Origin of the sequence: Arthrobacter gyeryongensis (assembly GCF_039543785.1) — a bacterium.
Taxonomy (GTDB): Bacteria; Actinomycetota; Actinomycetes; order Actinomycetales; family Micrococcaceae; genus Arthrobacter; species Arthrobacter gyeryongensis.
In genome coordinates this window covers 196,115-222,701 of record NZ_BAABKK010000012.1, presented here as the reverse complement: position 1 = coordinate 222,701, position 26,587 = coordinate 196,115, and the positions used below count along the sequence as shown (strand labels likewise).

Genomic DNA, 26,587 nt, shown 5'->3' with positions numbered 1-26,587 from the left:
TGCAGTAGCGAGCAATCAATGCAGTGTAAAGACGGCGCTCCGCAGCTCGCTGTTCGGTTGGGCTTTGAACAATAACATCGCAGCGAGCCATTGGGGTGCCGATAGGCCGTTTATTAAGGATCTAGCTAACCCGCGGATTGATCATTGGCGAGTTGTTGAAGCAAGAGACTGGCTTGAGTAGCTCCTTCATCCCGGGAAGCCCGTCGTCTCTGCCGGTCAGCAGGGCTTTCCACCTTCCGGCGACACTTAGAGGCCGACGACGAATCCTGGTGGCCTGTGGCCCGTCCGATTCTACGTGTCTAGGACGGTGAGGGGACCGTGCCGGGCTACTGAGTACTCTGTGAGTCCGGGAGGCTTCTGGGAACTATGGATTGGAAAAAGCTCCAAGGCTCGGGGAAAAGCTACCGGACATTGGAGAACGAGCTGAGTTGTTGCATCTTCAAGACTTGCAATTGTTCTGTGGTTTCCTCATAACTAAGGATGTAATGACTGAGCAGAGCCGCCATGAGATTCTTGATGAGCGTCAGCAGCGCCTGTTCGATGCGATTGCTGAGCGCAACCCCGCTCTGGCCGGCACATACAGGGTAGCGATTCGTGGGCTGAAGACACCTGCGGAACCTGGTGATGAGCGCGCACGCCTGGCGCTTATCGCGCATGCGATGCGGGAGGTGATGAACGCGCTTCCGTCGGTCATGGGGGAAAGCACGGGACGCCGAAAGGGTAAGTCTGCCTCTGACCTTACGCGCGAGCTTCCTGACTTCCTTGCCCAGTTCTCGGACCTCGATCTACAACAAGACCTCGACTACATCCCTGTACCGCGGGAGGTCACTGTCGCTATTGATCGGGTCGTTCGTACGGCGGCGCTCGAAACCAGAAAGGTCCGGGACGACGTCGCCGCGCTCCTGGCCGAGGGGAGCAGCAGCGATCACCCCGCTGTTCTGCAGTGGATTGACGCGCGTGCGTTCTTTGTTCGGTGCGCTCACCTTGAGCAACCACCGCGGGATAACAGCGCGGTGAAAAGTGACGAAGAGATCGAGGCGAACATCCGCGTGGTAGAGGACCTTATTGACGTGCGGACGGCTGGCTTCTTCGATACGCGTCATGGCCTCGAAGACTTGCTCGCAGAGATCAATCAAGTGAATGAGGGGAAGGAGGTACCGAGATGAACGGCTTCAAGACGCCAACGTCAGAGGAAGTCCGGCAGGCGCTACGCCGGATTCCGACCCTTCAGCTTCGTAGGGTCTTCTTCGAGGGCAACAACAACCCCATGTGGGTACGCCCACTTGCCGCTGCAGGCGCCTTCAATAGTCCCCCCGAACCTGTAGCGGGGGATGATGGCTACATTCGCGAGTCATACTGGCCAGAGATCGATTACCTAACGCGCATGGCCGAAATCGTTCCCGAGGACGTCGTTGAGGTGCTGCGGAGCCTTAGTGCGAGCGGCAACTCGTGGGTGCGACGAGCGATGTTTGAGATTGGGGCCAAGATTCCTGCTGTGCATGCGGCACTTCTAGTTCCGATGATCATCGAATGGGGGGCCGGCAGGCTTGGCTGGAGGACAGACCCGCGTTCGCAGGTCTCCATGGTCAAGAACTTGCTTGACGACGAGCAGGCAAAGGCCGGGGTTCGGCTGGCAAACCTCCTGTTTCGTCCGCGCCAGGGTGGTGAACATAAGGAGGTTGCCGTCGGACTGGAGGAGTACTGGTACACGGAGGAACTTCCGCGAGTTGTTGATTCTCTGGGTGCCGCAGCGCTCCGCACGGTCATGCCATGGCTTGTAGAGTATGAACAGCTGCGTGGAAGCGTAACCGATGAGTTTGACGCGAGCGGCCTGAGTAGAAGCGCCATTGGGACTCGAGACCATTCTTACCCGAGCATCGAGCACGCGCTCATAGACGCCGTCCGCGATGCTGCCATAGACGGGATAGCGGCCACTCCTGAGGCCTCCATCACACTCATTTCACGTCCGTCAATCCTGCTGCTACGTCGGATTACGTTGTTCGCCGCGGCCGAAGCCCTCAGTCGGATGTCTCAGGAAGGCCGCGAAACGGCCCCGATCGTTTCGCCAGCGAAGGCACTCCTCTTTGAACCGCTCTCTAGTGACGATTCGTGTCGTGTTGAGTTCGCTCAGCTGGTCAAAGCCATCGCCAGTGTTGCGCCAGACGAGCTAAAGGATTTGCCTGCGATCATTCGCGCGGGCCCGTTCGGTTCGTCCACGGCATTGCGTGAGCGTCTACGGCGCCAAGAGGACGACGAAGATTCGCTCGATGAACGTGTAAGAGAGCGAACGGCGACGTGGCAGCATCGACTCCTTGCCGCGATTGGATCTGAGTCGCTACCTCCTGAGCTTCAGCAGAAGCTGTCAGAGCTAGACAGCGAATTCGGTGTCATCGAATTGCCACTTGCGCCCGATATTGGCTCCTCGTCGTGGAGCGGACCGACGAGCCCGAGCACTCAGGACGAGCTGTCGGCGATGAACTCTGAAGAGCTCGCCGCACATCTCGAGTCTTGGCGGGCCGGTGATGGATGGCGGGGTCCAACTCATGAAGGTCAGGGACGGGAACTTACGACCCTTATCTCGACGAAGCCTCTTGCTCTTCGTGGGATTGCAAACCTAATTGACCGTCTGCGACCTACCTACCTTCGCGCGCTACTTTCCGGGTGGGAAGCAGCCATCAAGGCGGGCATTACACCCGACTGGGATCAACTCGTGATCGTTACCCTTGCTGTGCTTGAACGCACCGAACCATCACCGTTCCCCCCGGAAGGGAATGACTTTGATGATGATCGCGACTATCGCCATGCGAAACACGCAGGGATAGGCCTTCTGGAGGAAGCAGCGAAGAAGCGCGAGGACTTCGTCGTCCCAGAAAGGGTTATGGAACAGCTAGCAGAAATATTGATCAGTGCCACCGAAAACGATGAAGCATGGCGCGAGTACAGCGAGGCTGATTCCGGAAGCGGCATGGATCCACTGACGACATCGCTGAATTGGCGGTGGTCGATCTCTGTTCGGGGCTTGGCGAACCTGCTGACTCATGGTTCTGGATCCCCCTGGTACAGCGAAGCGTTAAGTGCGCTCGAGCGCGAACTCAAACGCCCGGATCAACGTGGCGCATCCCGTGCCGTTATGGGCGAAAGCCTCGCAAAACTCTACAACAATGCCCTCGAGTGGCTGAAGGCTAATCTCACGAAACTATTTGGTGGCAACGAGGGTATCTCCGTCGGTCAGCAGGTGGCACTGACTACGGCGCTCGCCACGCATCGATATCACAAGGACGTCTTTGAGCTCCTTCGCGAACCGCTGTCTGCAGCGCTCCGGCTCGATGAGCCGATCGCGGTTGGGTGGAAAGGCCAGTTCAAGCCGAATGATCAGATTGGCCAGTGGATCGTGGGTGCATTCCTCTCGGGCGACGTTGACCTCAATGACTCGTTGGTGCAGGACTTTTTCGCGCTGGTGTCACCTGAAACACGAGGTAAGACCCTCGGGCATATCGCCTGGCAGTTCATGCACATGAAGTCAGCAGATACGGACATCACGCAGCGCCTCGGCGAGCTATGGGATCATCGCGTGGCGCATGTTCGTGAACACCCCGAGGACACAGCCGAACTCGGCGACTTCTATTGGTTCGTGAAGTCTGGCAAGTACGCACCCGCTTGGTGGCTGCCGCGACTCATAGAAGCTGCCGAGCTTCATGGCGACTTGAACAGTCACGGAATGGTAGGCGAGATCCTTGCCGATGCGGCGCCTGCATATCCGCGAGAATCGCTCGACGCGCTCCAGCTCTTGTTGCGACAAGAGTACGACCCGGACGGAAGGAGGTATGACCTCACCGAACATGCTGCACCTGCTGTAATCGCGGCCGGCTTTTCATCCAAAGACGAGCAACTCAAGAAGGACGCTCGCGGCTTCATGAATGCTCTCGGTGCCAGAGGCTACCTAGAACTCGAGCAACGAGTACAGGCCATGCTCGAGCCGCCACGGAAGTCGGACGCTTGACGATCCGAGCGAAACACTTCACAGTGTCTACTGTGAAGCAGGTGCCCATACGAACTTCGCATCCTCGCCCCCACCTCGATCAACCGTGACCGCCGGTATGTACAGTCATCCTCATGCGCTTACAAATGGTCGCCAGTGAGTCGCCTTGTTCGTAGCGCCTGACTGCTTCCTCGCTCTGTGGTTTAGCCAGACTTGCCTCACCCTGCGGCCGGAGCTCAGCGCCGGACCGACTCACGCGCGGGCCTTCCTATGCGATCAAGGTGCCGGTGAGGTCGGCACAGAGCTGTTGCCGAACCGCTGGTCCAGCAGTCTGCGCCGGTGCAGCTGGTGGTCTGATGTAAGGACCGGGAGTCGGGTGGAGGAACCGCCCCGACTGAGGTTCCTAGTCGTTAGCGCCTGGATCGCCGCCCGATGCCAGTTGCTGACGCAGCTACTTGATGTAGTCGGTGCGGAGCACGTGCCGGGCACGCGGGCGCTTCCCGCTATCGATGTCCCGGACGTACTGCGCAAGCCGCTCCGGGTTCTTGCCGGCCACCCCTGAGCAAAGGGCCCAGCCCTGCATCGTGTCGGCGTCCATCGGGATCCTGGCGTCGCGCAGCGCCAGGAGTACGCCGACGACCTGATACTTCTCAAAATGGGCCGAAATCGTGTTGTTGTGGTTCACCGTAAGCGTCAGGCCCCTTAGAGGCTCTATGACGATTGGTTCGAGATCGGGGGAGAGGGTCTTCCAGTCCGAGCCGTCGCCAAGAACGTCCGGTTTCATCGCTGTGACCCACGGGCGAATCCGGTCGGCGTTCTACGTCGGGCGAGTCCCCAAATAACGACCCGACCGGCCTGTAGGGTCGGTCGTATGCTCGCTCTGGCAGCCGATGTCCACCCCGATTGGTTCGACTGGCTCACCCTGGTTGTCACGGTCCTGGCCGCCCTCGTGCCTGCACTGCTGGCGATTTCCCTTTGGCGGTCGGACCGGAAGGCCTCGGTCCAGGCGCGCCGCGAATCCGCCACACGCGAGTTCACACAGCTGCTCGCCACCGGCGATCGCGTTCTCGTCCGGTTCCGCGACTTCGGCCACTTCGCAGATGCCATGGGACCGGGCGCGGCCGCACTTCTGGCGCTGGTCAACCAGTTCATGGAGTGGGACCACGAGGATGAACTTCGCCTGGGAGGCGCCAGCGGCGTGCTGCCGGGACCCCGGCACGATCTCTCGGTCGATGTGAACGACGTGGTGGCCCGATGGAACGCAGACCCCGGATACCGCGCGGACCTGACCGAGGTCCTGCTCGCCAACGAATGCGTGTTCCCGGTACCGGAGGACAACCGGATCATCTCGCCGACCACGCGGCGCTCCGCGGAAGACAGGATCCTGGACGACCCGCGGAGGTACCGCGAATGGCTCGCATGCACCCGGCTTGCTCCGCGCCGCATCCGGTGGCGACGCCTGTCGGACTGGCTGCGCGTCCGACGGAGGTCGCTCGCCGAGCCGCTGAACCCGCTGGCGATGAGGAGCTATCTCGAGGAGGAGGATCTGGCCGGGGACGCATGGCTGCGCGCCCGGACGACTGCGCCGGTCAGCGTGGATGACGACGAATAAGTCTCACGGGTGCGCAATCCACGGCCGGGATCAGCCGGTGGCGCGCATGACGCGCAGAAGAGCGAGTGCGGCGTCCTGAACGCGATCGCCTAGCCTCCCTCGCCTGTTCACCCACGCACCACTACCATCGTCTTCGGAGCCATCAACACCGGTCTGTGACCAAGGCAAGTGTGATTGACCAATTCGGGCCGCCACGAGCCAGGCAGAGGATCGGAGACGTGGCGCTAGAGTTACCTGAGGTTTGACGCGACTAGGGGGAGCATGCCACTTCATCACTATCTGCCTGCGGCCTACGTCGGCGGCTTCTCGACTGAAGTCGATTGGCCACGCCGGCAGCGAGGGATCTGGTGCCTGCGCCGGGGGTCCGCTGAACCGTTCAGGACCACGCCAGCGAAAATCGGTGCGAAGAACGACCTCTATACACTCTTCGGAGATGTCTGGACGCCGCAGGCCATAGACGAGATCTGGACGTACTACGAGACGACGCTCCCCTCGGCGATCCAAGAGCTCACCGACGCAGAGCGGCCACTCGATGCAAATACCTGGGTCCGTACGCTCGTTCCTTTCGTGACATCCTTGTTCGTGAGAGGTCGGGAGTTCGAACAGAGGTACGGGGCGCGGGTTCCGCGAATGACAGCGGCCTTCAAAGAACGGAGCCCAGATCGCGTGAATTTTGCACGAGCGTTCGAATTCCAACGCCTGCTCGCGCAGGTTGCCACAGCCCATTGGGGAGTTGCTACCGCTCGGGACAGAAACTCCGAATTTGTCACCAATGACCTTGGCATCAGTGTGGCCGGGGCCCGCCAGTTCAAGGGAGGCCACGGCTGGCTCATCCCACTGGACAGAAGCAGCATACTGACCGTCACCCCGACTAAGGCCAGGGCAGTTGCCTTTCATTCTGGACTGGGAGGGAAGGCTCTCATAGCGCGGACATCGGTTACGCAAGCAGAAGTTGACAAGATCAACTACACCACGGCCTATACCGCTCAGGAGTTCGTCGTCAGCAACAGCCGGCAATGGCTTACGGAGCTACCGAAGCGTTGGTTGGACCCGCCTGATCCTGTTTGGTTAAGTGGCGGATGGGGCTGTGATCACAAGGAAAGAGTGGCGCATGAGTTCGATTGGCATCGGCTCGCCAGCGTCGCAGGGTCAACAAGCTCCACTCCGAGCACGCAGAGCCTACAGCGGATCAGCCCATGGATATACGGCCAGCCCTGGTGCCCGCCGCCGATCCTGCCGTCCAACCTGCCCGAATTCCGCACTGGACTGCATCTGAAGGGAAACAAACTTTGGATCGAGCTTGGTCCGAGGAAGGGATTTCCTGGTGATCCGGAATATCCAGCAACGCTGAAGGGGACACGGCCTCCCAAGTCTTAGATTATGTACCTAGCTCGGCCATGCTTGACGACGAACGCGCGCTGAGCAGCGAATGCGGGACATTCAATCCGGCTCTGGGGCAGGGACTCGATGGCGACGGAGCGCCCACCGGTGCTAGCGAAAATAGAAAAGCACCCCGCGATTCCCCGTCGCTCGGAGTGCCGACGGGGAACGACCACCGGCACTCGCCCGCGGCCAATTGATGGCCGAGAAGGTCTCAGTACAGCACTCTGTACGGGTTGTGTCAGTGGTGTCTTCTTGGCAGAAAGGGTTTCCGCCCGCTAAGCGGGCTCGGGCGACTGCTCGTCTCGATGTCTGTGATGGTGATCCAAACGCGGGGCTGGGTTGAGGCGCTTTCTGGAGGGCTGGTCTGGGAGATTATTCGATGGGTTCGAGGGTGGCGGCTGCGTCGAGGGCGTCGTCGACGACGATGAGGTAGTTGTCCCGGCCTGCGGCGAGGGGGATGGAGTGGTCGCCGTATTTGTTGTAGGCGAGGTCGACGGCGTCGTTGGCGTTGGTGATGTTGAGCTTGCGGAGGAGCCGGGCGATGTCGAGGGTGTCTTTGTCGCGTTCGGCGGCGATTTTCATGGCCAGGAGCGTTTCGGTGTCCGCGGCCTGGATGGTGAGTCCGTCGAGTTGTTCCAGGTTTACCCAGGTGGCGTTGTCCGGGACGAACGCTGCTGCGTTGGAGTTCAGCCAATCAGGCGCAAGATCGTAGTCTTCGGCCATCTCGGTGACCTGGCGTCGATGTCGGCGGTGGGGCGGTTGCCGATTCCCTGCAGTATGAGCGCGGCACCTCCGACGAGTTTGACGTCGCCGTGGACACCTCGGGCGTGCAGGCGCCGGCCGAGTTCGTGGAGCAGGGCGCGGATTTGATCAGTGGTGAGCTCTCCGCCGCTCATGCGGTGGCCAGGCTGCGTTCGCGGATGAAGACGTTCAGGGCGGCGAGTTCGGCGGGTGTTTCGGACATGGTGAGTTGTTTCATGGGTTCCCGGACGTGTCGGTAGGACTCGGCCGGCATCCACGCCTCGTTGAGGGGCTTGATGCGTCTGGTCCAGGACGGTGCGGGTTGCCCGAGCCGGTGTGCGGTGTAGTTGGTGATGCCGGCCAGGGCCGCCGCCCAGTGCGGATCCTTGAGCCGGGGGCTGCGCTGGAGCAGCGGCCTCCCGGCTTTGAGGGAGGCTGTGGCGTAGTCGGCGAGCATCTTGATGGCGAACTCGAAGTCGCGCGAGCCGATCAGCTGGGCGAAGGTTTCGGCGTAGTCCCGCCGTGCCGGGTCGTAGTCGCTGCCGCGGGGCATAGGGTCGGAGGCGGTCAGCGAGAGCCCGAGGGTGTGGAGGACGGCCATTGTTTTGCCGAGTTCGGCGCGTTCGTGGCCGGCTTCGAGGTCAACGATGAACTTCCGTGAAACACCACTCGCCTTTGCGAGCGACTGTTGTGAAAGCCCTCGTTCCTGGCGCCGGGCGCGGATGATCGAACCGGCCGCCGCGGGTGTGTCGATGCTGGTCATGTTCGTCAAACGTCCTCCTTCATCATTCCATTATGTCACCGAATGGTGTCAGCAATGGCCGATTGAACTTGTCCGTCAACGAACTGTGTTGTTTGATGCGTTGGTACTATCGGGCATGGATATGAACCGGCCTCTTCCAGAAGACAGCGTCCGTGGGGCGGGTCAGTCGGCGGACCAGGCGCACGCCCCCACACCGGACGGTGTCCGTCAAGGGCCCGAGTTGGACCCTCGTCACGGCCGCGGTCCCGATGTCAGTGCTGGCTTGGACTTCGTGCTGCGACACGATGCGGGGTTGTCGAAGCGCCTTGAGGGCGCCTGAGCTCGCGGCTCGGGCCCGACTCCGGTACGGGATACAGAAAGGAGGCATCGTGGTGGCGGAATCAGTAGAGGAACTCTTGACCAAGCGGCATGTTGACATTGTTGCTGTCGGCGCCCATAAGAAGCACCTGCTCGATGAGGTCCGGGCGTACCGGCTTCGGGAGCTCCGTGAGGCATCCGACCTGACGCAGGTCGAGTTGGCTGCGCGTCTGCACGTCAGTCAGAACAGGGTGTCCCGGATCGAGCACGGCGACATTGACCGCGCCCAGGACGACACGCTGCGGAAGTATGTTGAAGCGGTCGGTGGCCGGCTTCGTATCGAGGTTGAACTCGGCGACGAACGGATCCAGATCGCCTGAGGCGGCAACCCGTACCCGTATGTTTGAGTAACTCGATCGTGGCCGGGAAGCGGGTCCAAAGCCGGAAAATCGCGTGTGCATTATGTGCGCACTCTTGCCGTCGGACTCGGCTAGGTCGGTGCCGGTTCGGACCGTACTCAGAATATTTTCCGGACTTCTCAGTCTTTTTCGCGGGTTGGAAGCCGGGCTGGGTGGGCTATTTCCCACATGGCCGACACTCCGAATACATTCACGGATTTGGGTAAGTGGTGCCGGTGCAGGATTCGTCAGGTCCGGGGGAAGGAATGGAAGAAACTGTGCACCCGCGTGGCCAAGCTGCGCTTTGAGGCAAACATCCTGATCGCAGGCCCCGACTTCGGAACTGGTTCTTCCCGGGAACACGCCGTGTGGGCGCTCATGGACTACGGGTTCCGAGCGGTCATCTCACTACGCTTCGCCGACATCTTCCGAGGCAACGCAGCGAAGTCGGGTCTTTTGGCGGTTCAAGTGGACCCGCAACAGATTGAGCAGCTCTGGCAACGGGTGGAGTCCCACCCGGAGGTTCCACTGAGCATCGACCTAGACGCTCAAACAATAAACGCTAATCACTTTGAGAGAACCAGACCCGCCTGGCTACCAACCACCATCTCCAAGTAGGCGGACCAGGAAAGCCGCGCGGGCTCCCACAGATCCCGCGGTGTGTATAGCCCCACACCCTTGGGCCGGGAGGCGTGCAATCGGTCGCAACACGAAACCTGAAAGTCAGGCGCCGCCTCCCGGGCCAAATCACCTTCCAAGGACAGGTTGCAGGTCCACATGTCACTCGAGAAGGACTCATTGCTGGCGATCACGATGGAGTTCTTTTCCTCCTCTCGGTGAGGACCGGGAACGGCAGGTTCGGCGCCGCGGCGGTAGTGACTGCAGGGCAGCGGCAAGGCGTTCAAACCCACGCGCGCCAGGGGACTCTCTATTTCAGGCGCGTCCCCTGGCAGGCAAGCTGGGTCGCAGTCGTCCACCCGTTGCGTTGATTGGGTGGGTCTGAAACCATCCGGCGGTTGGGTAGCCATGGTCAGGCGAGGGTGGTGAGCCTGAGCGAAGTGACCTTTGCGGTTCCTCCGGTGGTGTACAGCGACACGCCGGTGCTGGAGGGGTCTGGGAAGATCAGTTCGGTGAGGGTGACTTCTCCGTCTTGGGCGAAGATCTCCACAGAGCAGTGATCAACGAAAATGCGCATGCTATACGCTCCATCCACGGCACGCAGGGGCGCGGTGTCGATCGATGAAAAGGCGCTGTGGAACGCGGTGTTGCCCGAGACCGTTCGATCCACGAGCAGTCTGCCGTCACCCGGACGGATGCCGATCCTTGTACCTTCGTTGCCGTTGCCGCGGATCACGAGGCCAAATTCATCTGCGGAACCGGGCACAAAGGTTACCTCGATGAGTTGCACGGCGCCCCCGCCTGCCACGGAACGGATGCCATCGACGTCGAGCTCTGTGTAGGCAACTGTGCGGGTAAGCGCTGTGGGGTCAATCACTGCCTGCTGGGTGAGGTGCGGTGTCCCTTCAGAGGTGACCAGCGAGACCTCGCGTACAAGCGACATGGGGCTTCGCCACGGGGAGGTTGGAATGTCGTTGCCGTACTGCCAGTTGTTCTTCCAGGCCATCATGAGCCGGCAGCCGTCCGGAACGTTGCTGAAGGAAACGGCAGCGTAGTAGTCCCGGCCCCAGTCGAGCCAGTGATACTCGGTCAGGCGCGCCGGATCCTGGTCGCCTTCAGTGACCGTGGTTTCGGACCTGAACGTCACGCCGTCGAAGTCGCCAACGAAGTACTGTCCCGCAGATCCTCCGTTCGGCCCGCCGGGATTGAGGTTAACGGTCAGCACCCATCTGATCAGGTCCTCGTTCCCGTCAAGTGGCAGAGGAAACAGGTCAGGACATTCCCAGACTCCGCCAGTGGCGTTGGCGGGCCCGAAACTGCTGAGGTAGTCCCAGCTCTTGAGGTCATCGGAGCGGTACATCACGACCGTGAAATCCAGTGCCTCGACAGCGACCATTACCCAATAGGCGCCAGCCGGGCCGTTGTAGCGGAACACCTTCGGGTCGCGGAAGTTCGCGGAATTGCGGTTCAGGACCGGGTTTCCGTGGTACTTGGACCAGGTGTAGCCGCCGTCCGTGCTCCACGCGAGTGACTGGGCCTGGATCCCGGCGTGCTGTGAGTTCTCCTTGTAGGCACTTGTGTAGATGGCGACCAGGGGTGCAGCAGTTCCGTCGCCGAGTCCGCTGGTGTTGTGCTGGTCGTAAACGACGCTGCCGGAGAAGATGTCCTCGTATTCGTCGCAGGCAATAGCGACGGGTTGCTCTGTCCACGTGATGAGGTTCGTGGAGGTGGCGTGCCCCCAGGACATGTTTCCCCAGACATTCCCAAAGGGGTTGTTCTGGTAGTAGAGGTGGTAATTGCCCTCGTAGTAGATGAGGCCGTTGGGGTCATTGAGCCAGGTGTCCTTGCTGGCGTAATGCATCGCCGGCCGGAAAGCCTCACGTGTGGGCGCGGTTACCGCGGTCATGAATCAAAGTCTCATTTCATTTCGTCTTCCTGAGGAAGGGTGGGTGCGGCCATCCAGCCGGCGAACGGCGCGGGGCGCTGTTCGGCGGCTGGACGGATGCTGGTGTTAGCAGTTGCTCGTGTATAGGTCGTGCGTCCGCTTCGCGGCGGGATGCCCCGGCCATGAGCTGGATGTCTTAGCTGATAGAGCGATGGGGAAATGACTCCAAAGGCGGGAGCGGTCGGATCCTGAGTTAGGGGAAGAGGTTCCGAGCTCCTCCAAAGATCTCAGCCATGGTCCAGGCATCGAAGGAGAGCAGCCTCACGGTACCCTCGGCGGTCAGGCTCACGTGCTGGCCGGCCAGGGTCGGGTAAACGCGGGCGGTGAGCGGCTTACCGTTGGCGAAAATTTCGACGGCGGATCGGTCCACCAGGACGCGCAGGTGCACCCGGCCGTCGGGCATCGGGAGCGGTCCGGACTTGTCGTCGACATCAACGGTTGGATCGAGGCTGCTCTGAGTCCGGTCGAGGCGGAGTGTGCCTTGGCCGTTGCCTTCAGTGCTCCGGCACAGCTCGATCACTGTTTCCTCCTTGGATTTACCGGAGACGCCACCGTCAGCCGATCCCAGCAAGCCCAGTCGCAGCACAGCACCAGGCTCGAGCTGCACATCCAGTTCGAGGTCCAGTTGGTTGCCGGACACACCGGTAGCCACAGGTGCCCCGGTACCCAGCAGCTCCTGTCCGGGCAGGCCCACATGGTCCCGGCGCAGCTTCTCGATTTCAGGCACGGGCGCGAACACCAGGGTTCCGTCGTCGGCCACGGTTGTGACGCGCGGCAAACTCATGACGCCCGACCACCCGGCCTCGATCATCGCGGCGTCGCTGCGGCCCTCCTGAAGCCAACCAAACATGATGCGTCGGCCGGACTGATCCTGGAATGACTGTGGCGCATAGAAGAACCGTCCGCCGTAGTCGAGCCGATGCAGCCCGGTGGGCTCGAAGGAGTTTTCCGAATAGCGGCCGGTCCAGTACAGCGGGTGGCGGGTGTCGCCGTTGTCCCATGCGGAAAAGACCAGCACGTCGGGCGCGTCGCCAGAAGTAGGAACCGTACCCAACGATCCCTCGCGTGCCCGGAACAGGTCCACGCATTCCCACATGGTCCCGGTCCAATCGGAATCGGCAGGATCGCCCTGTGAGGCGTCGCCGATGAACAGGGGCCCGACGTATTCCCAGGAGCGCAGATCGCGGGACTCGTACAGGAACGCCGTGCCGCCGCGCCCACGGATGCCCGATCCCACCAACTGCCGCCAGATGGACCCCTCGCGCCATACGCAGTGATCGCGATACGCCGTGATGTCCACTCCGGCCGGTGGAGCTGCGATGACCGGGTTCTGAGGAATTTTGCTCCAGCTCAGCAGGTCTGCGGATCCGACGGCAACGCAGGGCAACTCCTGCTCGCCCAGCCGTCCCGAGTACACCAAGGTGGGTGTGCCGCCATCGTTCACCAACACCCCCGACCAGCAGCCGTCGGCGTCCGGACCTGCGGAAGGTTCCAGCGCCACCGGCTGGTCCGTCCAGTGGACGAGGTCGGTGCTGGTCGCGTGGCCCCACTGGATGCGGTGGTGGAAGGCGCCTTCGGGGTTGTACTGGTAGAAGAGGTGATAGGTGCCGTTCCACTGGCTCACGCCGTTGGGGTCGTTCAGCCAACCGGCCGGGGACACGAAATGGAAGCGCGGCCGAAGGGGGTCCGCATCGGCGCGGGCAATCAGTTCGTCCTGGGGAACGGTGCCGAGCGGGTGCGTCGATTCAGTCATGCGGAGGGCTTGCTGTCCGTAGGTTCAGTTGCCAGCGCGTGGCCGCCGGCTCCAGCCTGCGGGCGGTAGAGGTGGCAGCGCACCCAGTGGCGGTTTTCGGGGTCGCCCACACCGTGGCGAACGGGTTCCTCGGCCGAGCAGGCCTGGTTTGGGTCGCCGTCGAAAGCGCAGCTGGTCGAAGCCATCACAGCCTGTCGCAGCTCGGCCCGGCGGACGGGATCGTAGGAGCCCGCCCGGGCCGGATCCGGGACGGCTGAGACCAGCAGTTGCGTATACGGGTGGGCCGGGTTGGCCAGGAGGTCCAAGGACTCGCCCTCTTCAACGAGCTCACCGGCGAACATGACGGCCGTCCGGTCCGCGAGGTATCGGGCCGAAGCGAGGTCGTGTGTGATGTAGAGCATGGAGATTCCCTGCTCATCGCGGAGTTTGCGCATCAGGTTCAGTACGCCGATCCGGACCGAAACATCCAGCATGGAGGTGGGTTCGTCGGCGAGGATGACCTGTGGTTCCACGGCAAGGGCCCGGGCGATCGCGACTCGCTGGCGCTGGCCGCCGGAGAGCTCGTGCGGGTAGGAGTTCAGCATGTCGGCCTGCAGGCCCACGGTGGTCATAAGCTCCTCGAGTCGCTGCTGTGTCTCTGTCTCGGAGTTGCCGCCCTTCCGGTGGATCGCTAGCGACCTCCGCAGGAAGTGCTCCACTCTGTGGGCAGGATTCAGCGAGCCGAAGGGATCCTGGAAGACCATCTGCAGTTGGGAGCGGAACGCTCTCGATGCCTGGAAGCGGTCGCGCTTGAGGACGTCGACGCCGTCAAGCAGGATCTCCCCGGCGCTCGGCTTCTCGAGCCGGGCAACGCAGCGGGCCAGGGTGCTCTTACCCGACCCGGACTCTCCCACGAGGGCCACGATTTCTCCGCGGCCAATGGTCAGGTCTACGCCGTGCAGGGCCCGGACGGACTCCCGGGAGAACAAACCACCTATAGGGAAAGACTTTCCTAGTCCGCGGACCTCGAGGGCCGTAGCTTCTGTGTCGGCGGAGGGGCGCTGGGATGACAGCACAGCGTGGCTCATCGTGCGGCTCCTTCCATGATGGCGGTGTCATCAGCCGCTGAAGCGTCGGCACCAAACGGAGCCACGAAATGGCCGGGTGCTGCTTCGGTGAGGTCGGGGATGTTCCGGAACTTCACGCCGTCGGGCAGTCCGGTCAGCGGAACCCGCGGACCGGTCAGCGGCGGGAACGCACCCATCAGCGCCTGCGTGTAGGGGTGGCGAGGGTTGGCGTAGACGTCCTGGGCTTTCGCGGTCTCCACGATCCGGCCTCCGTACATCACGGCCATGCGGTGCGACAGCTCCACCATGAGGGACATGTCGTGGGTGATGAAGAGGACGGAGAATCCCAGTTCGCGTTGGAGTTCCTTGATTTGGGCCATGATTTCCTGCTGCACCACCACGTCCAGGGCGGTGGTGGGTTCGTCGAGGATCAAGAGGGACGGCTTGAGCGCCACGGCCATCGCGATCACGGCGCGCTGGCGCATGCCGCCCGAAAGCTGGTGCGGGTAGGACTTGAGGCGAGCGGGGTCGATCCTGACAAGTTCCAGCAGCTGGCCCGCGCGTCGGAGGGATTCCTTGCGGGAGTAGCCGGCGTGTGTGGTGAAGATGTCCACGATCTGCTCGCCGATGGTGAGCACCGGATTCAGCGAGTTCATGGCCGATTGGAAGACCATAGCCACATCCTGCCAGCGGAAACGCCGCAGTTCCTCAGGGCTCATGGCCAGGACGTCCTTGCCGCCGAAGGAGATGCTGCCGGCGGCGATTTTTGCGGGGTCCTTGAGCAGCCGCATGATCGAGTTGGCGATGGTCGACTTGCCGCAGCCGGACTCGCCCGCCAGCCCGAAGACCTCACCGGTGCCGATGCTGAAGGAAACACGGTCGACGGCGGTGGTGGAGCGGGTGTCGCCGATGTACTTGACGGTGAGGTTCTTGACGTCGAGAACGGGCTCGTGGGAGCCGAAGGAAACTTGGGAGACTGTCACTTGGCGGCGCTCCTTTCGGTATTCTTTGGGGTTTTGATCTTCCGCAGCCGCGGATTAGTGACCTCGTCCACGGCGTAGTTGATGAGCGCCAGTGCGAACGCGACCAGCGCGATGCAGACACCCGAGGGAACAAAGACCCACCAGCTGCCGGTCAGTAGGGCGCCCTCGTTGCCGGCCCAGAAGAGGTTGTTGCCCCAGGAAACGGTGCTCACGTCACCCAGGCCAAGGAACTCCAGGCCTGCCTGGGCGCCGATGCCGTAAATCACGCAGGCAAGTAGCGTGCTCATCACGTTCGATGCCATGTTGGGCAGGATTTCGCGGAACATGATCCGGCCGGCCCGTTCGCCGGACACCACGGCCGCGGCCACAAAATCTTTTGAACGGATGGACAACGCCTGGGATCGCAATACACGTGCCGACCCAGCCCAGCCGGTGACCACGAGCACCAGGATCACGGTTCCCAAACCCGGCGGCAGGAAAGCTGCCAGGATGACAAGGAGCGGGAGTCCGGGCAGGAGCAGGAAGACGTTGGTCACCAGGGACAGTGCTTCGTCAATGAACTTGCCAAAGTACGCCGATGCCAGGCCCACCAAAATGCCGATGAAGGTGGATGCGAAGCCCACAGTCAACCCGACGAACAGGGAACTGCGGGAACCATGGACAGTCAGGGCAAGCACGTCCTGACCTTTGGCTGTGGTGCCGAGCCAGTGCTCGGGAGACGGTTCCAGCGAGGCCATCGCGGTGATCCGCGACGGCTCTCCGGGGAACAGAACGGGGGCCAGTAACGCAAGCGCGATGAACACGAGCATCACGATCATGCCCACCAGGGCCTTCTTGTTGGTGATAAGTCCGTGGACGAAACTGCGGTTGGGCTTGCGGGCAGCTGTGGGCTCAGTGGGCTGCTTGAGAATTGTGGTTGTCATGATGGGTCCCTCAGTTGCTGCGCACACGCGGGTCGAGGCGGACGTAGAGGATGTCCACCAGGAAGTTCGCCAGCAGCACGGCGGCGGTGATGGTCAGGAACAGGCCCTGCATAAGCGGGTAGTCGAGGCCTTGGACGGCGTTGAGGAGTTGGTAGCCGACGCCGGGATACGCGAACACCACCTCGGTGAGCATTGCACCACCCACCACGAAGCCCAGGCTCATGCCGAAGCTCGTGACCGAAGGGAGCATGGCGTTCCTTGCCGCGTAGCGGAGCATGATGCGGCCCGGCCGGAGACCCTTGGCCTCGGCCATGGTGATGTAGTCCTCGGCGTTCGTGGCGATCATGGTGTTCCGCATGCCCAACATCCAGCCGCCGATGGACACCAGGACGATCGTCAACGCCGGGAGCACAAGGTGAGCACCGACGTCTCCGATGAACTCCCAGGTGAACGCGGGCTCCAAGCCGTCCGTGAAAGCGTGGCGGATCGGGAACCAGCCCAACACCACGCCGAACAGGTACAGGGCTCCCATGGCCAGCCAGAAGTACGGGAAGGATCCAATGAAGATCAGGAGCGGCGGCAGGGCGGAGTCGATCGCGCCGCCGCGTCGCCAGGCGGCCAGGATGCCGAGTAGATTGCCGATGATGGCGGCGAACACCAGGGCGGTTCCGCCCAGCAAAAGGGTCCAGCCGATCTGGCTGGCGATGACTTCGGTGACCGGGGTGGGGAAACGCGAGATGGAGACACCCATCTGGCCGGTCAGGATGTTGTGCATGTAGTCGACGTACTGTTCCCAGAGCGGCCGCGTATCCACGCCGAGCATCTTGCGCAGGGCTTCGATCTGTTCGGGCTGCATCTTGCCCTGGGTACGGGCGAACATGCGTGAGACGGGGTCTCCCGGCATGAAACGCGGGAGCAGGAAGTTCAGGGTGATGGAGGCCCAGAAGGCGATCAGGTAAAAACCCAGGCGGCGCAGGATGAAGCGCACGGTTGCTCCGTTCGGGAAAGGCGGGGTCCGGGACGACAGTGGTCCCGGGCGGGAAAGATGAAAAGGTTCTCGGCCGGTGGGAACCGGAATACGGCAACTGCAGCCACCGGCCGAGAAGTGGCGCCGGCTACTTGCGCGGTTCCAGAGTGGTCAGGACAAGGACCGTGGTGGGGGAGCGGTCAGAGAGCGTTGCGTAGGGGTTGTCCTGAGTGGGCCATCCCGTGAAGTGAACGTCCGTGTAGTCGCCCCATTCGGGGCCGGAGAACAGCGGAACCGTCGGGGCCACCGCGTTGTATTCTGCCTGAAGCTGGTTCGCGATCTGCTTCTGTGCGGCTTCGTCGCCAGCAGCAGCGAACTGCTGCAGGAGATCATCGGCCTTTGGATCGCCGAAACGGTGGTAGTTCTCGGTGGCCTTGGCGCCCACCGGCTTGACGGTGGATGTGCCCATGGTGGAGCTGAAGTACTTGAACGGGCTGGGCTCGTTCGCGCTCCAGACGATGCCGGTGTCGAACGTTCCCTGCTCGTAGCCGGAGACGACGGAGGCCCAGTCAGGGGAGTCCACCTTGGCGGTCACGCCGATGGCCTGGAGGTTCTGGGAGATCACGTTGGCCACGGAGAGCCAGTCGGAGGAGCTGGCGCCCACGGAGATCTTGAACTCGAAAGGCTTGCCGTCCTTGAGGGTGCGCTTGCCGTCCGCGCCCTTGGGGTAACCGGCGCCGTCGAGCATCTTGTTCGCTTCGTCGACATTCAGCTTGGTCCAAGTGCAGTTGTTCGCCACATCGGCGTTCTTCCAGCTCGCGTAGTTGCCGGAGAGGCCTGTGCAGTCGGCCGGAGTGGCGTACCCGCTCATGCCGATCTTGGTGACCTGGTCACGGTCAACCGCCATGCTCAGGGCCTTGCGCACCGTCGCGTCATTGAACGGCGCCTTGCTGGTGTTCAACTGCCAGTTGATCATGGCGCCGGTCGGCGGGAACCAGAAGTGGCGGTGGTCCTTGTCCTTGGCGATGAAGGTCTTCTCGATGTTCGGGATGAACTGGGTGGACCAGTCCACATCGCCGTTGACGCTGGCCAGGTTGGCGGCATCGTTTCCGGACATCGCCAGCATCTTGATGCCGGCGATCTTCTGCTTGTCAGGCTGCCAGTAGTTCGGGTTCTTCTTCAGCACGAAGGACTGGGACTGGAAGCTGTCCACCTGGGTGTAGGGGCCGGTTCCCACGGGGTTGGCGTTGGTGTCCTTCGCCGGATCGGCGATGGATGACCAGATGTGCTTGGGGAGGATGGGGAGCTGCCCGATCTCATAGAGCGCGGGGGACCAGGGCTTGTTGAAGGTGAATGTCACCTTGTCGGTGCCCGCCGGAGTGACGGAATCCAGGTACTCGAAGCCGCCCTTGAGCTTCTTCTGCAGCTGGAAGGTGTAGGCCACGTCATCGGCGACGAAAGGCTGCCCGTCGGACCACTTCACGCCGTCACGCAGGGTGACGGTGACGGACTTGCCGTCCTTGGCAGCGTCCCAGGAGGCGCCCAGCCAGGGGACGGTGTTGCCTTTGGCCGGGTTGAAGACCAGTAGGGGTTCGTAGATGGCCTGCTGGACCATGGGGTTCACAGTGGGGGCGAAGGGGTTGAAGTTACGGTCGAAGGTGCTCATGTCCTCACGCGGGATGGTCAGGAAGGCGTTCGCGTTGGCTCCGGCGTCGGTGCCGGCGGACTTGTTGACGGTGGCAGCGCAGCCGGTCAGCAGCATTGCGCCCACAGCCAGTCCGGCCGCTGCAATGCGGGCAGACCTCAAGAGTCGGGGTTGTGTCATGATGGGTATCTCTTTCCTATCTTCATCAGCAAGGTGAAGGGGTGGGTAAGGGTTTGCTCTTCGAAACTTGATTTCGCGGTCAGACCGAAGAGCGTTCTAGCAGCGGACAGTCGACCAATTGCTGGTCGGCAGTGATCGGCTGTCCTGCTGTGAGAGCTGCGAGCGTCTGGACTCCCAGTGCGCCCATTTTTTCGAAGGGCAACGCAACCGTGGTCAGTTTTGGCCTGAGGTAGGCCGCAATCAGTTCCTGGTTGTCGAAGCCGATCACGGCGATGTCCCCGGGGATGGTCAGTCCCCGTTCCTTGATGGCGTCATAAGCGCCCATCGCCATGCGGTCATTGAGGCAGAACAGTGCGGTCGGCCTGTCCTGCTGGGGGTAACGATCCAGGATTTGGCACGCCGCCTCGTAGCCTCCATCCGCCGTCGCATGCCCGGACACCACCAGCTCCGGATCCAGTTCGAGCCCGGCGCCGGCGAGTGCTTCGCGGGCACCCTCCAAACGCCCGACGGCCGCGGGAATGTGCGGGTCCAGGTTGATGACTCCGATCCTGCTGTGGCCGGCCCGGAGCAAACGATCGACGGCAACCCTGCCGCCCCCGCGCTCGTCCGGGACGATCGAGGGCAGCTTCCCGTCCGCGTCGAAACAATTGATCAGGACAGTGGGAACCTCGTGGGCGCTTTCCGGAACATGTACCCCGCGGTGGTATGTTGCCGCGTACAAAAGTCCTTCCACTCGTTGTTCCAGCAGCTTTTCCGTTGCTGCATCTTCCAGGCCTTGGTTGGGTCCTACGGCATCGGCCTGGTCGGAAGGCGCGATGAGCAGGAACCGGTGGTCAAGCCAGGCTTGATCCTGGGCGCCCTTGATGATGTCCACCGCAAACGGGGCCGTCACGATCTCGGTGACGAGTCCGTACCAATCACTGCGTTGGGAAGCCAGTGCGCGCGCTCCGGCATTCGGGCGGTAACCCAATGCCTGAACGGCGTCGTTGATGCGGATGCGCGTTTCCTCGGAAATGCTGGCGTTTTCGCGGTTGTTCAGCACGAACGAGACCGCCGTCCGGGAGACACCGGCGTGCTGGGCGACATCACTCATGGTGACACCCCGCTGCCGCACAGCCGCGGCTTTCTGGGGGGTGGTGGTTTTCGCCATTGAATGCTCCGTGTCTTCGTTGATCCTGCGCGCAGTACCAAGGGTTCGGTCTGAGGTCGTATCGCAATCGTTGGCAAGTAACGCGGGTTACCTTCAGCGGTGTGATTGAGGTTACACGCGTTACCTCGTAGCTGTCAACGGCTTCCACCGGCATGCGGGCAGTTGGTTCACGACCACTTGAGCCAGGCCGGGCGTCGGAGGATTTGACTGTTGACTTGTCCGGTGGACAAGCCGTAGGTTCCCTTTTTGACAACGTTGTCTTCGTTCGGTGGATCTGACGCAAGTGCAGCATTTGAGTCGATCAATGCCCCCACACAACTAGCCGAGCGACAACCGGCATTACCTGCCTGTCACTGTCGACACGAAAGGTGAATACGTGCGCCGCACACATTCCGGTCCCGGTCTGACACCCGGACCAAAATCAAAAAAACGCCTCAACGCCCTGATGCTCGCCGCCGCTATGACCGCTGGCAGCGCCCTTCCGCTGTCCGCCCCGGCCCTGGCCGCGGACACCTCCGGGGCGGCCGCGACGGCTTCCGGCGCGGTCGGAACTTCCGCGCCCTACTCCGAGACATACCGGCCCCAGTTCCACCTCAGCCCGGCAACGAACTGGATGAACGACCCGAACGGCCTGGTCTACTACCAAGGCGAATACCACATGTTCTTCCAGTACAACCCCTCGGGGGACACCTGGGGCAACATGTCCTGGGGCCACGCCGTCAGCACGGACCTGGTGCACTGGACGCAACTCCCGCTCGCCATTCCGCAGGACGACAAAAACATGATCTTCTCGGGCAGTGCTGTCATCGATAAAGACAACACGACGGGCTTTGGCCAGCCGGGCAAGCCCGCCATGGTGGCAATCTATACCGCCGCCGACAAGGCTACCGGGAAGCAGTCCCAAGCACTCGCGTACAGCACGGACAAAGGCCGGACGTTCACCAAATACAATTCCGGGAACCCGGTGCTGGACATCGGGTCAAACAATTTCAGGGACCCGAAAGTCTTCTGGTACGAGGCCGGACACGAGTGGCTGATGTCAGCCGTGTTGTCCGACCAGCAAAAGGTGACTTTTTACAGTTCTCCAGACCTGAAAACCTGGATGCATCTGAGCGATTTCGGGCCTGCAGGCGCCACAGGCGGCGCCTGGGAATGTCCTGACCTGTTCCCCCTGCCGGATCCCGCCAACCCCGGCAAACAGAAGTGGGTACTGACGGTCAACCTCAACCCGGGAGGGATCGCAGGAGGTTCGGGCGTCCAATATTTCACGGGAAGTTTCGACGGCACCAAGTTCACCTCGGATGACAAACCCTATGTCCCCCCGGCCGGGACATCTTTGGGAAACTTCGAAAACGGTACTTACGATGGCTGGCAAACCACCGGGACAGCCTTCGGCACTGCCCCGGCCACAGGAAGCCTGCCGGGCCAGTCCAGCGTTACAGGCTTTGAAGGAACCGGCTTCGTCAACAGCTTCAACGGCGGTGACGGCCCCACCGGAACACTCAGTTCCCAGACCTTCACCGTCAACAAATCCCACCTGAACTTCCTCGTCGGCGGCGGCAACCACCCTTACGCCGCCGACACCGTCCCGCTCGGCACCCTGCCGGCCGGGACCGTGTTCAACGACTTCTCCGGGGCCACCTACGGCGCCGGCTGGACCGCCACCGGTTCCTTCGCCAGCTCCGGGCCCTCGACCGAGAGCCTGCCCAACCAGCTCGGCCCGAAGGTGCTGGACACCTACGCGCCCCAAGGCGAGACCGGCACCGGCACCATCACCTCCCCGACGTTCACGGTCAACAGCCCGTATATCGACCTGCAGGTCGCTGGCGGCAACCACCCCTGGGGCCAATCGAACCCGACCGCGGTCAACCTGATCGTCGGCGGCAAGGTCGTCGCCACCACCACGGGCCCCAACAGCCCTGACCTGACGTGGACGAACTGGGACGTGAGCAAGTACCAGGGCCAGCAGGCCCAGATCCAGGTCGTGGACCAGAACGACGGATCCACCGGCTGGGGCCATCTCATGGTGGGCGACATAGTCTTCGCCAACGCCCCGGCCAAGCCCTGGGACACGCAGACCTCCGTCAATCTCGTCGTCGACGGCAAGGTGGCGCGCTCCGCCACGGGCGCAAACAGCGAGAACCTGGACTGGGCGTCGTGGGACCTGAGCGACCTGATGGGCAAGCAGGCGCAGATCCAGGTCGTCGACCACAACACCGGCGGCTGGGGACACATCCTGGCCGACGACTTCACGCTCTCAGACACGGCGGCACAATCCGCAGTCCAACGCGCTCACTGGGTCGACTACGGCAAGGACAACTACGCCGGTGTCACCTTCAATGACGCCCCTGGCGGCAAGCGGATCATGATCGGCTGGATGAACAACTGGGACTATGGAGGATCCATTCCCACCTCACCGTGGCGCAGCGCCATGACCGTCCCGCGGGAGCTGTCCCTTCAAACCGTCGACGGCGCACCCCGCTTGGTGCAGACACCGGTTAATCAGCTCAACCAGCTCACTACGGGGCCGTCAGTCCACAAGGAGAACACGTCCGTCCCTGCCGGAAGCACCGTCTTGCCGGCCACAGGGAAGGCGCTCGACATCTCGGCGTCCTTCACTGCAGGTACTGCAAGCTCCTACGGACTGAAAGTCCGCACGGGGTCCGGCCAGGAAACACTCATCGGCTATGACAACAAGTCCGGACAGGTCTACATCGACCGAACCAAGTCCGGCGCCGTGGGATTCAACCCCAGCTTCCCCGGAGTCCAGACCGCGCCGCTCACGACAAGCGGAGGAACGGTCAAACTCCGGATCCTGGTTGACTGGTCCTCGGTCGAAGTCTTCGCCGACGACGGGAAAATCGTCCTGACAGACCAGATCTTCCCGGACCCGTCCAGCCAAGGCATCGAAGCTTTCGCCAACGGAGGAAACGCTGCTCTCACTTCTCTGGACGTCAAGCAGATGAAGTCGGCCTGGCAATAACCGGACGCCCCATCGCATTGATCAGACCGCGGCGCCCGCAACTTCACCGTTGCGGGCGCCGTACCTGTCCGACCCGGAATCATGCACGTACCGGGGCAATCATGCTGGGCCAGGAGAGCAGCCAGCTGACCGTCATCCTGCAACCGGAGCGGGCTACGAAAAAAGCCACGGATCGGCCCTGCATAAGGAAACAGGCGTCCACGAGTCCTCCTAAGGACGATGGCACAGGACGAATGGCAGATCCAGCCAGTGCCCCTGGCTTCTATGACGGAGTGGATTGCCTGCCCGGTAGTGCCAGATTTCCAGGCGCATCATCCACTCTTGAGTATCCTTCTGCACCCGCCCGGTGGCGTCCTTTGCTGGAGCGCCTGTGCTTCCTGGCTTCAGTTGAATTGTGTATTAAATGCAATGGTCGTTGCTGCTCCCGAAGCACTCCGGGAGCAGCAACGACCGCTGGGGTGCAGGCTCTGTTCGTTCCTGCCTGTGCGCGCTTTTCGGCCTTGGCCAGGCCCTAAACCATTGGATGAAGCCAGGTCAGGACGGAGCCGTCTTCTTCGATGTGCGCGGCGAGTTCGGCGTTGAATTTCCGGCCGTATTCCGCTCCGATGTGTTCCTCGAAGGCTGCCTGGTCACGGTAGACCTCGAACACGAAGTATTCCCGCGGGTTGGTTTCGCGGGTGTAGGGCAGGAACATGACGTTCCCGGGCTCCCGGCGGACGTGGACGGTGAGCTCGGCCATCATTTCGGCCACCCTGGCTTCGCTGCCTGGCCTGACGGTGAATTCCGCATACAGTGTTTTGGTCATGTCGGGTCCTTTGCTTGGTTGGTGTCGGGTTGTTCCGAAGTCTTGGCTGCTAGCTCAGCGGCAGGATCTCGCCGGATCCCCTGGGGATCAGTTCCGACGGGACGATGTAGGTTTTCGGGGCGCCGTCGTCACCATCGATTCTGGCAAGGATCCGCTCCGCGGCGGTCTTGCCGATGCGCTCGGGGTGCTGGGCAATGACGGTGATCCCGGGTTCCATCATGTCGGCCAGGGTGAAGTCGTCAAATCCGATCAGGGCAACGCTGTGGTGCAACCCGAGGGACTTCAGCGCGCGCATGGCACCGAAGGTGACCAGGTTCTGGCTCGAGAAGATCGCCGTGGGAGGGTTCTCCGAGGTGAGCAGCTCGAGCGCTGCCCGGAGGGCGGTCTCCTCGTCGTGAAGTCCGTTGCGCACCGGGATGGTCGAGGTTGCAATGCCGGCCCTGCCGATTTCCTCCAGGAACCCTGTGCGGCGTTTCGTTGCGGTCTGGATGTCGGTGCGGTCTCCGAGGTAGGCCAGTCTGGTGTGGCCGTGGCGGATGAGGTGTGCGGCCGCCTTCGCGGCGCCCACCTCGTTGTCCGTGACGACCGCGTCAGCTTCGATGCCTACCGGCTCGCGGTCGATGAACACCATGGGCAGGTTCCGTGAGTGCTCCGGGATGACGTAGGCCTGGCTTCTGGCGATCGGGGTCAGCACTAGTCCGTCCACCCGACGGCCCAGGAAAGCGGAAATCAGCTTTTTCTCCCGCTCCGGATCATCATCCAGGCTTGAGGCGAAAACGGCGATTCCCCGTTCAGCCAGTGCGTCTTCCAGTGCCCTGTGGATCTCGCCGCTGAAGGGGTTGGACACACTGGGCAGCAACAACCCGATGGACTGCGTTTTGCGTCCGGACCGTTTCAGGCTGCCCGCGGTGATATCCAGGTGATACTGCAGCTGTTCCGAAGCCCTCAGGACCCGCTGGCGTGTTTCCTCCGAAACCCCGGGTTCGTTGTTCACGACTCTCGAGACCGTCTTGATGCCAACTCCAGCGAGATCCGCGACGTTTTTCATCGTCGGGGGCCTTCGTCCGGAATCGGATTGGTAACGATTAGACACCGTTGTCAACGAACTGCTCCTCATCATCGATTAACACTTGACTCCACAGTGTGAGCTTGGTTACATGATACATGACATCGTTGTCTGGCGCCGGAAGGGCGCCACAAACACAGGAGTTTCAATGTTGAGTTCCAAAGCCCCGAGGTCGGCCGCGACCCGCCTTCTTGCCGCCGGCGCAGTCCTGACCCTCGGCGCACTTAGCTTGACCGCCTGCGGAGGCAGTTCCTCCAGCTCGTCGTCCAGCGGAGGCGCCGCAGGAAAGATCGGTGTTTCGCTGATCGTGAAGACCACATCCAACCCGTACTTCGTGGCGATGGAAGACGGTGCAAAGAAGGCCGCTGAAGGCGGAAACATCGACCTGAAGCTCGCGGCCGGCAAGTCCGACGGCGACGAGGACACCCAGATCCAGGCCATCGAAAACGCCATCTCCAAGGGCGACAAGGGCATCCTGATCACCCCGAACGGTCCGGCCGTCGTCGACGCGATCAAGAAGGCCCGTGACGCAGGGTTGTATGTGATCGCTCTGGACACCCCGCCGGACCCGGCCAGTGCCGTGGACATCACTTTCGCCACGGACAACTTCGCCGCGGGCAAGCAGATCGGGCAGTGGACTGCGGCGCAGCTCGACGGCAAGAAAGCCACCATCGCCTTGGTCGACCTGTTCAGCGACAAGGTCGTCTCGGTTGACTACAACCGCGACCAGGGGTTCCTGACCGGCCTGGGTATCGACACCGCGGACAAGACGAAGAACGGCGATGAGGCCAAGACCGGCAAGTACACCGGCGGCAAGGGCGGAGACTACGAGATCGTAGGCAACCAGGCATCCCAGGGCGCCGAGGACGGCGGCCGCACGGCGATGGAAACCCTGCTGTCGAAGAACCCCAACGTCAACGTCGTCTACACGATCAATGAACCGGCCGCAGCAGGAGCCTATGAGGCGTTGAAGGCCGCTGGCAAGGACAAGGGCGTGCTGGTCGTCTCCATCGACGGCGGCTGCACCGGCGTGAACAACGTCAAGGCCGGCATCATCGGTGCCACCGCGCAGCAGTACCCCGTGAAGATGGCCCAGCTCGGTGTCCAGGCCATCCAGGACCTGGCCACCTCAGGCAAGAAGCCCACGGTCTCCGCGGGCCTGGACTTCTTCAACACCGGTTCCGCACTCGTCACGGACAAGGCAGTTTCGGGACTGCAGAGCATCGATACCACGGCTGCTTCCCAGATCTGCTGGGGCAAGTAAAGCCTCCCCTCTGCGGGGAGCCGTGGCAAAGGCGTCTCCCCGCAGCACACCAGCACGACAACAGTTATAGAACATTGAAGTTCAGG

23 protein-coding genes are annotated in these 26,587 nt (G+C 62.2%); 9 read left to right on the top strand and 14 right to left on the bottom strand.

All coding sequences use genetic code 11. The annotated features are described in order from the left end of the window. The 3 genes from ABEA18_RS11235 to ABEA18_RS11225 all read left to right on the top strand — a co-directional run. The coding region (locus ABEA18_RS11235) for a hypothetical protein (protein ID WP_345449483.1) at nt 1-181 on the top strand (181 nt) is incomplete at its 5' end. Nucleotides 182-485: 304 nt separating this feature from the next. Then, nucleotides 486-1,166, top strand: coding sequence for a hypothetical protein (locus tag ABEA18_RS11230; RefSeq protein WP_345449482.1), 681 nt, complete (start codon nt 486-488; stop codon nt 1,164-1,166). Beyond that, complete coding sequence (locus ABEA18_RS11225; protein WP_345449480.1) at nt 1,163-4,000, top strand: hypothetical protein; 2,838 nt, start codon at nt 1,163-1,165, stop codon at nt 3,998-4,000. Before ABEA18_RS11230 ends, ABEA18_RS11225 begins: the two co-directional genes overlap by 4 nt. A 430-nt stretch (nt 4,001-4,430) precedes the next feature. On the opposite strand, the gene ABEA18_RS11220 is transcribed toward ABEA18_RS11225, so the two are convergent. Next, nucleotides 4,431-4,763 (bottom strand): hypothetical protein, encoded by a 333-nt coding sequence (locus ABEA18_RS11220; RefSeq protein WP_345449479.1) that lies wholly within the window; start codon nt 4,761-4,763, stop codon nt 4,431-4,433. 87 nt (nt 4,764-4,850) lie between these two features. Between ABEA18_RS11220 and ABEA18_RS11215 the strand changes: the two genes are divergently transcribed. Continuing rightward, on the top strand, nt 4,851-5,591 hold the full coding sequence (locus ABEA18_RS11215) for a hypothetical protein (protein WP_345449478.1): 741 nt from the start codon (nt 4,851-4,853) through the stop codon (nt 5,589-5,591). Nucleotides 5,592-5,852: 261 nt separating this feature from the next. Then, a complete protein-coding gene (locus ABEA18_RS11210) occupies nt 5,853-6,968 on the top strand; it encodes a DUF4238 domain-containing protein (protein WP_345449477.1) in 1,116 nt (371 codons plus the stop codon). Nucleotides 6,969-7,346: 378 nt separating this feature from the next. On the opposite strand, the gene ABEA18_RS11205 is transcribed toward ABEA18_RS11210, so the two are convergent. The 3 genes from ABEA18_RS11205 to ABEA18_RS11195 are packed head-to-tail and all read right to left on the bottom strand — an operon-like array spanning nt 7,347 to nt 8,478. Continuing rightward, nucleotides 7,347-7,697, bottom strand: a complete 351-nt coding sequence (locus ABEA18_RS11205) for a hypothetical protein (protein ID WP_345449476.1) — start codon at nt 7,695-7,697, stop codon at nt 7,347-7,349. After that, a complete protein-coding gene (locus ABEA18_RS11200) occupies nt 7,661-7,870 on the bottom strand; it encodes a hypothetical protein (protein ID WP_345449475.1) in 210 nt (69 codons plus the stop codon). Before ABEA18_RS11200 ends, ABEA18_RS11205 begins: the two co-directional genes overlap by 37 nt. Further along, nucleotides 7,867-8,478: a helix-turn-helix transcriptional regulator gene (locus ABEA18_RS11195; protein WP_345449474.1), complete on the bottom strand. Its 612-nt coding sequence runs from the start codon at nt 8,476-8,478 to the stop codon at nt 7,867-7,869. The genes ABEA18_RS11200 and ABEA18_RS11195 overlap by 4 nt, the downstream gene beginning before the upstream one ends. Before the next feature lie 371 nt (nt 8,479-8,849). Here ABEA18_RS11195 and ABEA18_RS11190 point away from each other — a divergent pair, with 371 nt between their 5' ends. Together ABEA18_RS11190 and ABEA18_RS11185 are read left to right on the top strand one after the other, a co-directional pair. Beyond that, nucleotides 8,850-9,155 carry a helix-turn-helix domain-containing protein gene (locus tag ABEA18_RS11190; RefSeq protein ID WP_345449473.1) on the top strand — a complete coding sequence of 102 codons (306 nt, stop codon included), beginning with the start codon at nt 8,850-8,852 and terminating at the stop codon, nt 9,153-9,155. Nucleotides 9,156-9,461: 306 nt separating this feature from the next. Next, the gene (locus ABEA18_RS11185) at nt 9,462-9,791 is read left to right on the top strand and encodes a 3-isopropylmalate dehydratase small subunit (RefSeq protein ID WP_345449472.1); all 330 of its coding nucleotides are present in this window, start codon (nt 9,462-9,464) and stop codon (nt 9,789-9,791) included. A 412-nt stretch (nt 9,792-10,203) separates the two neighbouring features. Here ABEA18_RS11185 and ABEA18_RS11180 read toward each other — a convergent pair whose 3' ends face one another. The 8 genes from ABEA18_RS11180 to ABEA18_RS11145 form a co-directional block, all read right to left on the bottom strand. Continuing rightward, nucleotides 10,204-11,697, bottom strand: a complete 1,494-nt coding sequence (locus tag ABEA18_RS11180) for a glycoside hydrolase family 32 protein (RefSeq protein ID WP_345449471.1) — start codon at nt 11,695-11,697, stop codon at nt 10,204-10,206. A 232-nt stretch (nt 11,698-11,929) separates the two neighbouring features. Then, nucleotides 11,930-13,489: a glycoside hydrolase family 32 protein gene (locus ABEA18_RS11175; RefSeq protein WP_345449470.1), complete on the bottom strand. Its 1,560-nt coding sequence runs from the start codon at nt 13,487-13,489 to the stop codon at nt 11,930-11,932. Then, the gene (locus tag ABEA18_RS11170; protein WP_345449469.1) at nt 13,486-14,556 is read right to left on the bottom strand and encodes an ATP-binding cassette domain-containing protein; all 1,071 of its coding nucleotides are present in this window, start codon (nt 14,554-14,556) and stop codon (nt 13,486-13,488) included. The genes ABEA18_RS11175 and ABEA18_RS11170 overlap by 4 nt, the downstream gene beginning before the upstream one ends. Continuing rightward, a complete protein-coding gene (locus ABEA18_RS11165) occupies nt 14,553-15,518 on the bottom strand; it encodes an ABC transporter ATP-binding protein (protein WP_345449468.1) in 966 nt (321 codons plus the stop codon). The genes ABEA18_RS11170 and ABEA18_RS11165 overlap by 4 nt, the downstream gene beginning before the upstream one ends. Beyond that, nucleotides 15,515-16,441 carry an ABC transporter permease gene (locus ABEA18_RS11160; RefSeq protein ID WP_345449467.1) on the bottom strand — a complete coding sequence of 309 codons (927 nt, stop codon included), beginning with the start codon at nt 16,439-16,441 and terminating at the stop codon, nt 15,515-15,517. The genes ABEA18_RS11165 and ABEA18_RS11160 overlap by 4 nt, the downstream gene beginning before the upstream one ends. A 10-nt stretch (nt 16,442-16,451) precedes the next feature. Further along, nucleotides 16,452-17,429: an ABC transporter permease gene (locus ABEA18_RS11155; RefSeq protein ID WP_241708015.1), complete on the bottom strand. Its 978-nt coding sequence runs from the start codon at nt 17,427-17,429 to the stop codon at nt 16,452-16,454. Nucleotides 17,430-17,556: 127 nt separating this feature from the next. Further along, complete coding sequence (locus ABEA18_RS11150; RefSeq protein ID WP_345449462.1) at nt 17,557-19,233, bottom strand: ABC transporter substrate-binding protein; 1,677 nt, start codon at nt 19,231-19,233, stop codon at nt 17,557-17,559. Between the two features lie 79 nt (nt 19,234-19,312). Beyond that, complete coding sequence (locus ABEA18_RS11145) at nt 19,313-20,383, bottom strand: LacI family DNA-binding transcriptional regulator (RefSeq protein WP_059389026.1); 1,071 nt, start codon at nt 20,381-20,383, stop codon at nt 19,313-19,315. A gap of 376 nt (nt 20,384-20,759) precedes the next feature. Here ABEA18_RS11145 and ABEA18_RS11140 point away from each other — a divergent pair, with 376 nt between their 5' ends. Beyond that, nucleotides 20,760-23,366: a GH32 C-terminal domain-containing protein gene (locus tag ABEA18_RS11140; RefSeq protein ID WP_345449458.1), complete on the top strand. Its 2,607-nt coding sequence runs from the start codon at nt 20,760-20,762 to the stop codon at nt 23,364-23,366. Nucleotides 23,367-23,877: 511 nt separating this feature from the next. Here ABEA18_RS11140 and ABEA18_RS11135 read toward each other — a convergent pair. Together ABEA18_RS11135 and ABEA18_RS11130 are read right to left on the bottom strand one after the other, a co-directional pair. Continuing rightward, nucleotides 23,878-24,171, bottom strand: coding sequence for a putative quinol monooxygenase (locus tag ABEA18_RS11135; protein ID WP_345449456.1), 294 nt, complete (start codon nt 24,169-24,171; stop codon nt 23,878-23,880). A 49-nt stretch (nt 24,172-24,220) separates the two neighbouring features. Next, complete coding sequence (locus tag ABEA18_RS11130; protein WP_345449454.1) at nt 24,221-25,219, bottom strand: LacI family DNA-binding transcriptional regulator; 999 nt, start codon at nt 25,217-25,219, stop codon at nt 24,221-24,223. Nucleotides 25,220-25,385: 166 nt separating this feature from the next. Between ABEA18_RS11130 and ABEA18_RS11125 the strand changes: the two genes are divergently transcribed. After that, nucleotides 25,386-26,501 (top strand): substrate-binding domain-containing protein, encoded by a 1,116-nt coding sequence (locus tag ABEA18_RS11125; RefSeq protein ID WP_345449452.1) that lies wholly within the window; start codon nt 25,386-25,388, stop codon nt 26,499-26,501. Nucleotides 26,502-26,587: the final 86 nt, after the last annotated feature.

What these genes read in the sequence shown, in the direction of transcription:
- ABEA18_RS11230 (WP_345449482.1), top strand. Translation starts at nt 486, where the DNA reads ATGACTGAGCAGAGCCGCCATGAGATTCTTGATGAGCGTCAGCAGCGC.
- ABEA18_RS11225 (WP_345449480.1), top strand. Translation starts at nt 1,163, where the DNA reads ATGAACGGCTTCAAGACGCCAACGTCAGAGGAAGTCCGGCAGGCGCTA.
- ABEA18_RS11220 (WP_345449479.1), bottom strand. Translation starts at nt 4,763, where the DNA reads ATGAAACCGGACGTTCTTGGCGACGGCTCGGACTGGAAGACCCTCTCC.
- ABEA18_RS11215 (WP_345449478.1), top strand. Translation starts at nt 4,851, where the DNA reads ATGCTCGCTCTGGCAGCCGATGTCCACCCCGATTGGTTCGACTGGCTC.
- ABEA18_RS11210 (WP_345449477.1), top strand. Translation starts at nt 5,853, where the DNA reads ATGCCACTTCATCACTATCTGCCTGCGGCCTACGTCGGCGGCTTCTCG.
- ABEA18_RS11205 (WP_345449476.1), bottom strand. Translation starts at nt 7,697, where the DNA reads ATGGCCGAAGACTACGATCTTGCGCCTGATTGGCTGAACTCCAACGCA.
- ABEA18_RS11200 (WP_345449475.1), bottom strand. Translation starts at nt 7,870, where the DNA reads ATGAGCGGCGGAGAGCTCACCACTGATCAAATCCGCGCCCTGCTCCAC.
- ABEA18_RS11195 (WP_345449474.1), bottom strand. Translation starts at nt 8,478, where the DNA reads ATGACCAGCATCGACACACCCGCGGCGGCCGGTTCGATCATCCGCGCC.
- ABEA18_RS11180 (WP_345449471.1), bottom strand. Translation starts at nt 11,697, where the DNA reads ATGACCGCGGTAACCGCGCCCACACGTGAGGCTTTCCGGCCGGCGATG.
- ABEA18_RS11175 (WP_345449470.1), bottom strand. Translation starts at nt 13,489, where the DNA reads ATGACTGAATCGACGCACCCGCTCGGCACCGTTCCCCAGGACGAACTG.
- ABEA18_RS11170 (WP_345449469.1), bottom strand. Translation starts at nt 14,556, where the DNA reads ATGAGCCACGCTGTGCTGTCATCCCAGCGCCCCTCCGCCGACACAGAA.
- ABEA18_RS11160 (WP_345449467.1), bottom strand. Translation starts at nt 16,441, where the DNA reads ATGACAACCACAATTCTCAAGCAGCCCACTGAGCCCACAGCTGCCCGC.
- ABEA18_RS11150 (WP_345449462.1), bottom strand. Translation starts at nt 19,233, where the DNA reads ATGACACAACCCCGACTCTTGAGGTCTGCCCGCATTGCAGCGGCCGGA.
- ABEA18_RS11145 (WP_059389026.1), bottom strand. Translation starts at nt 20,383, where the DNA reads ATGGCGAAAACCACCACCCCCCAGAAAGCCGCGGCTGTGCGGCAGCGG.
- ABEA18_RS11135 (WP_345449456.1), bottom strand. Translation starts at nt 24,171, where the DNA reads ATGACCAAAACACTGTATGCGGAATTCACCGTCAGGCCAGGCAGCGAA.
- ABEA18_RS11130 (WP_345449454.1), bottom strand. Translation starts at nt 25,219, where the DNA reads ATGAAAAACGTCGCGGATCTCGCTGGAGTTGGCATCAAGACGGTCTCG.
- ABEA18_RS11125 (WP_345449452.1), top strand. Translation starts at nt 25,386, where the DNA reads ATGTTGAGTTCCAAAGCCCCGAGGTCGGCCGCGACCCGCCTTCTTGCC.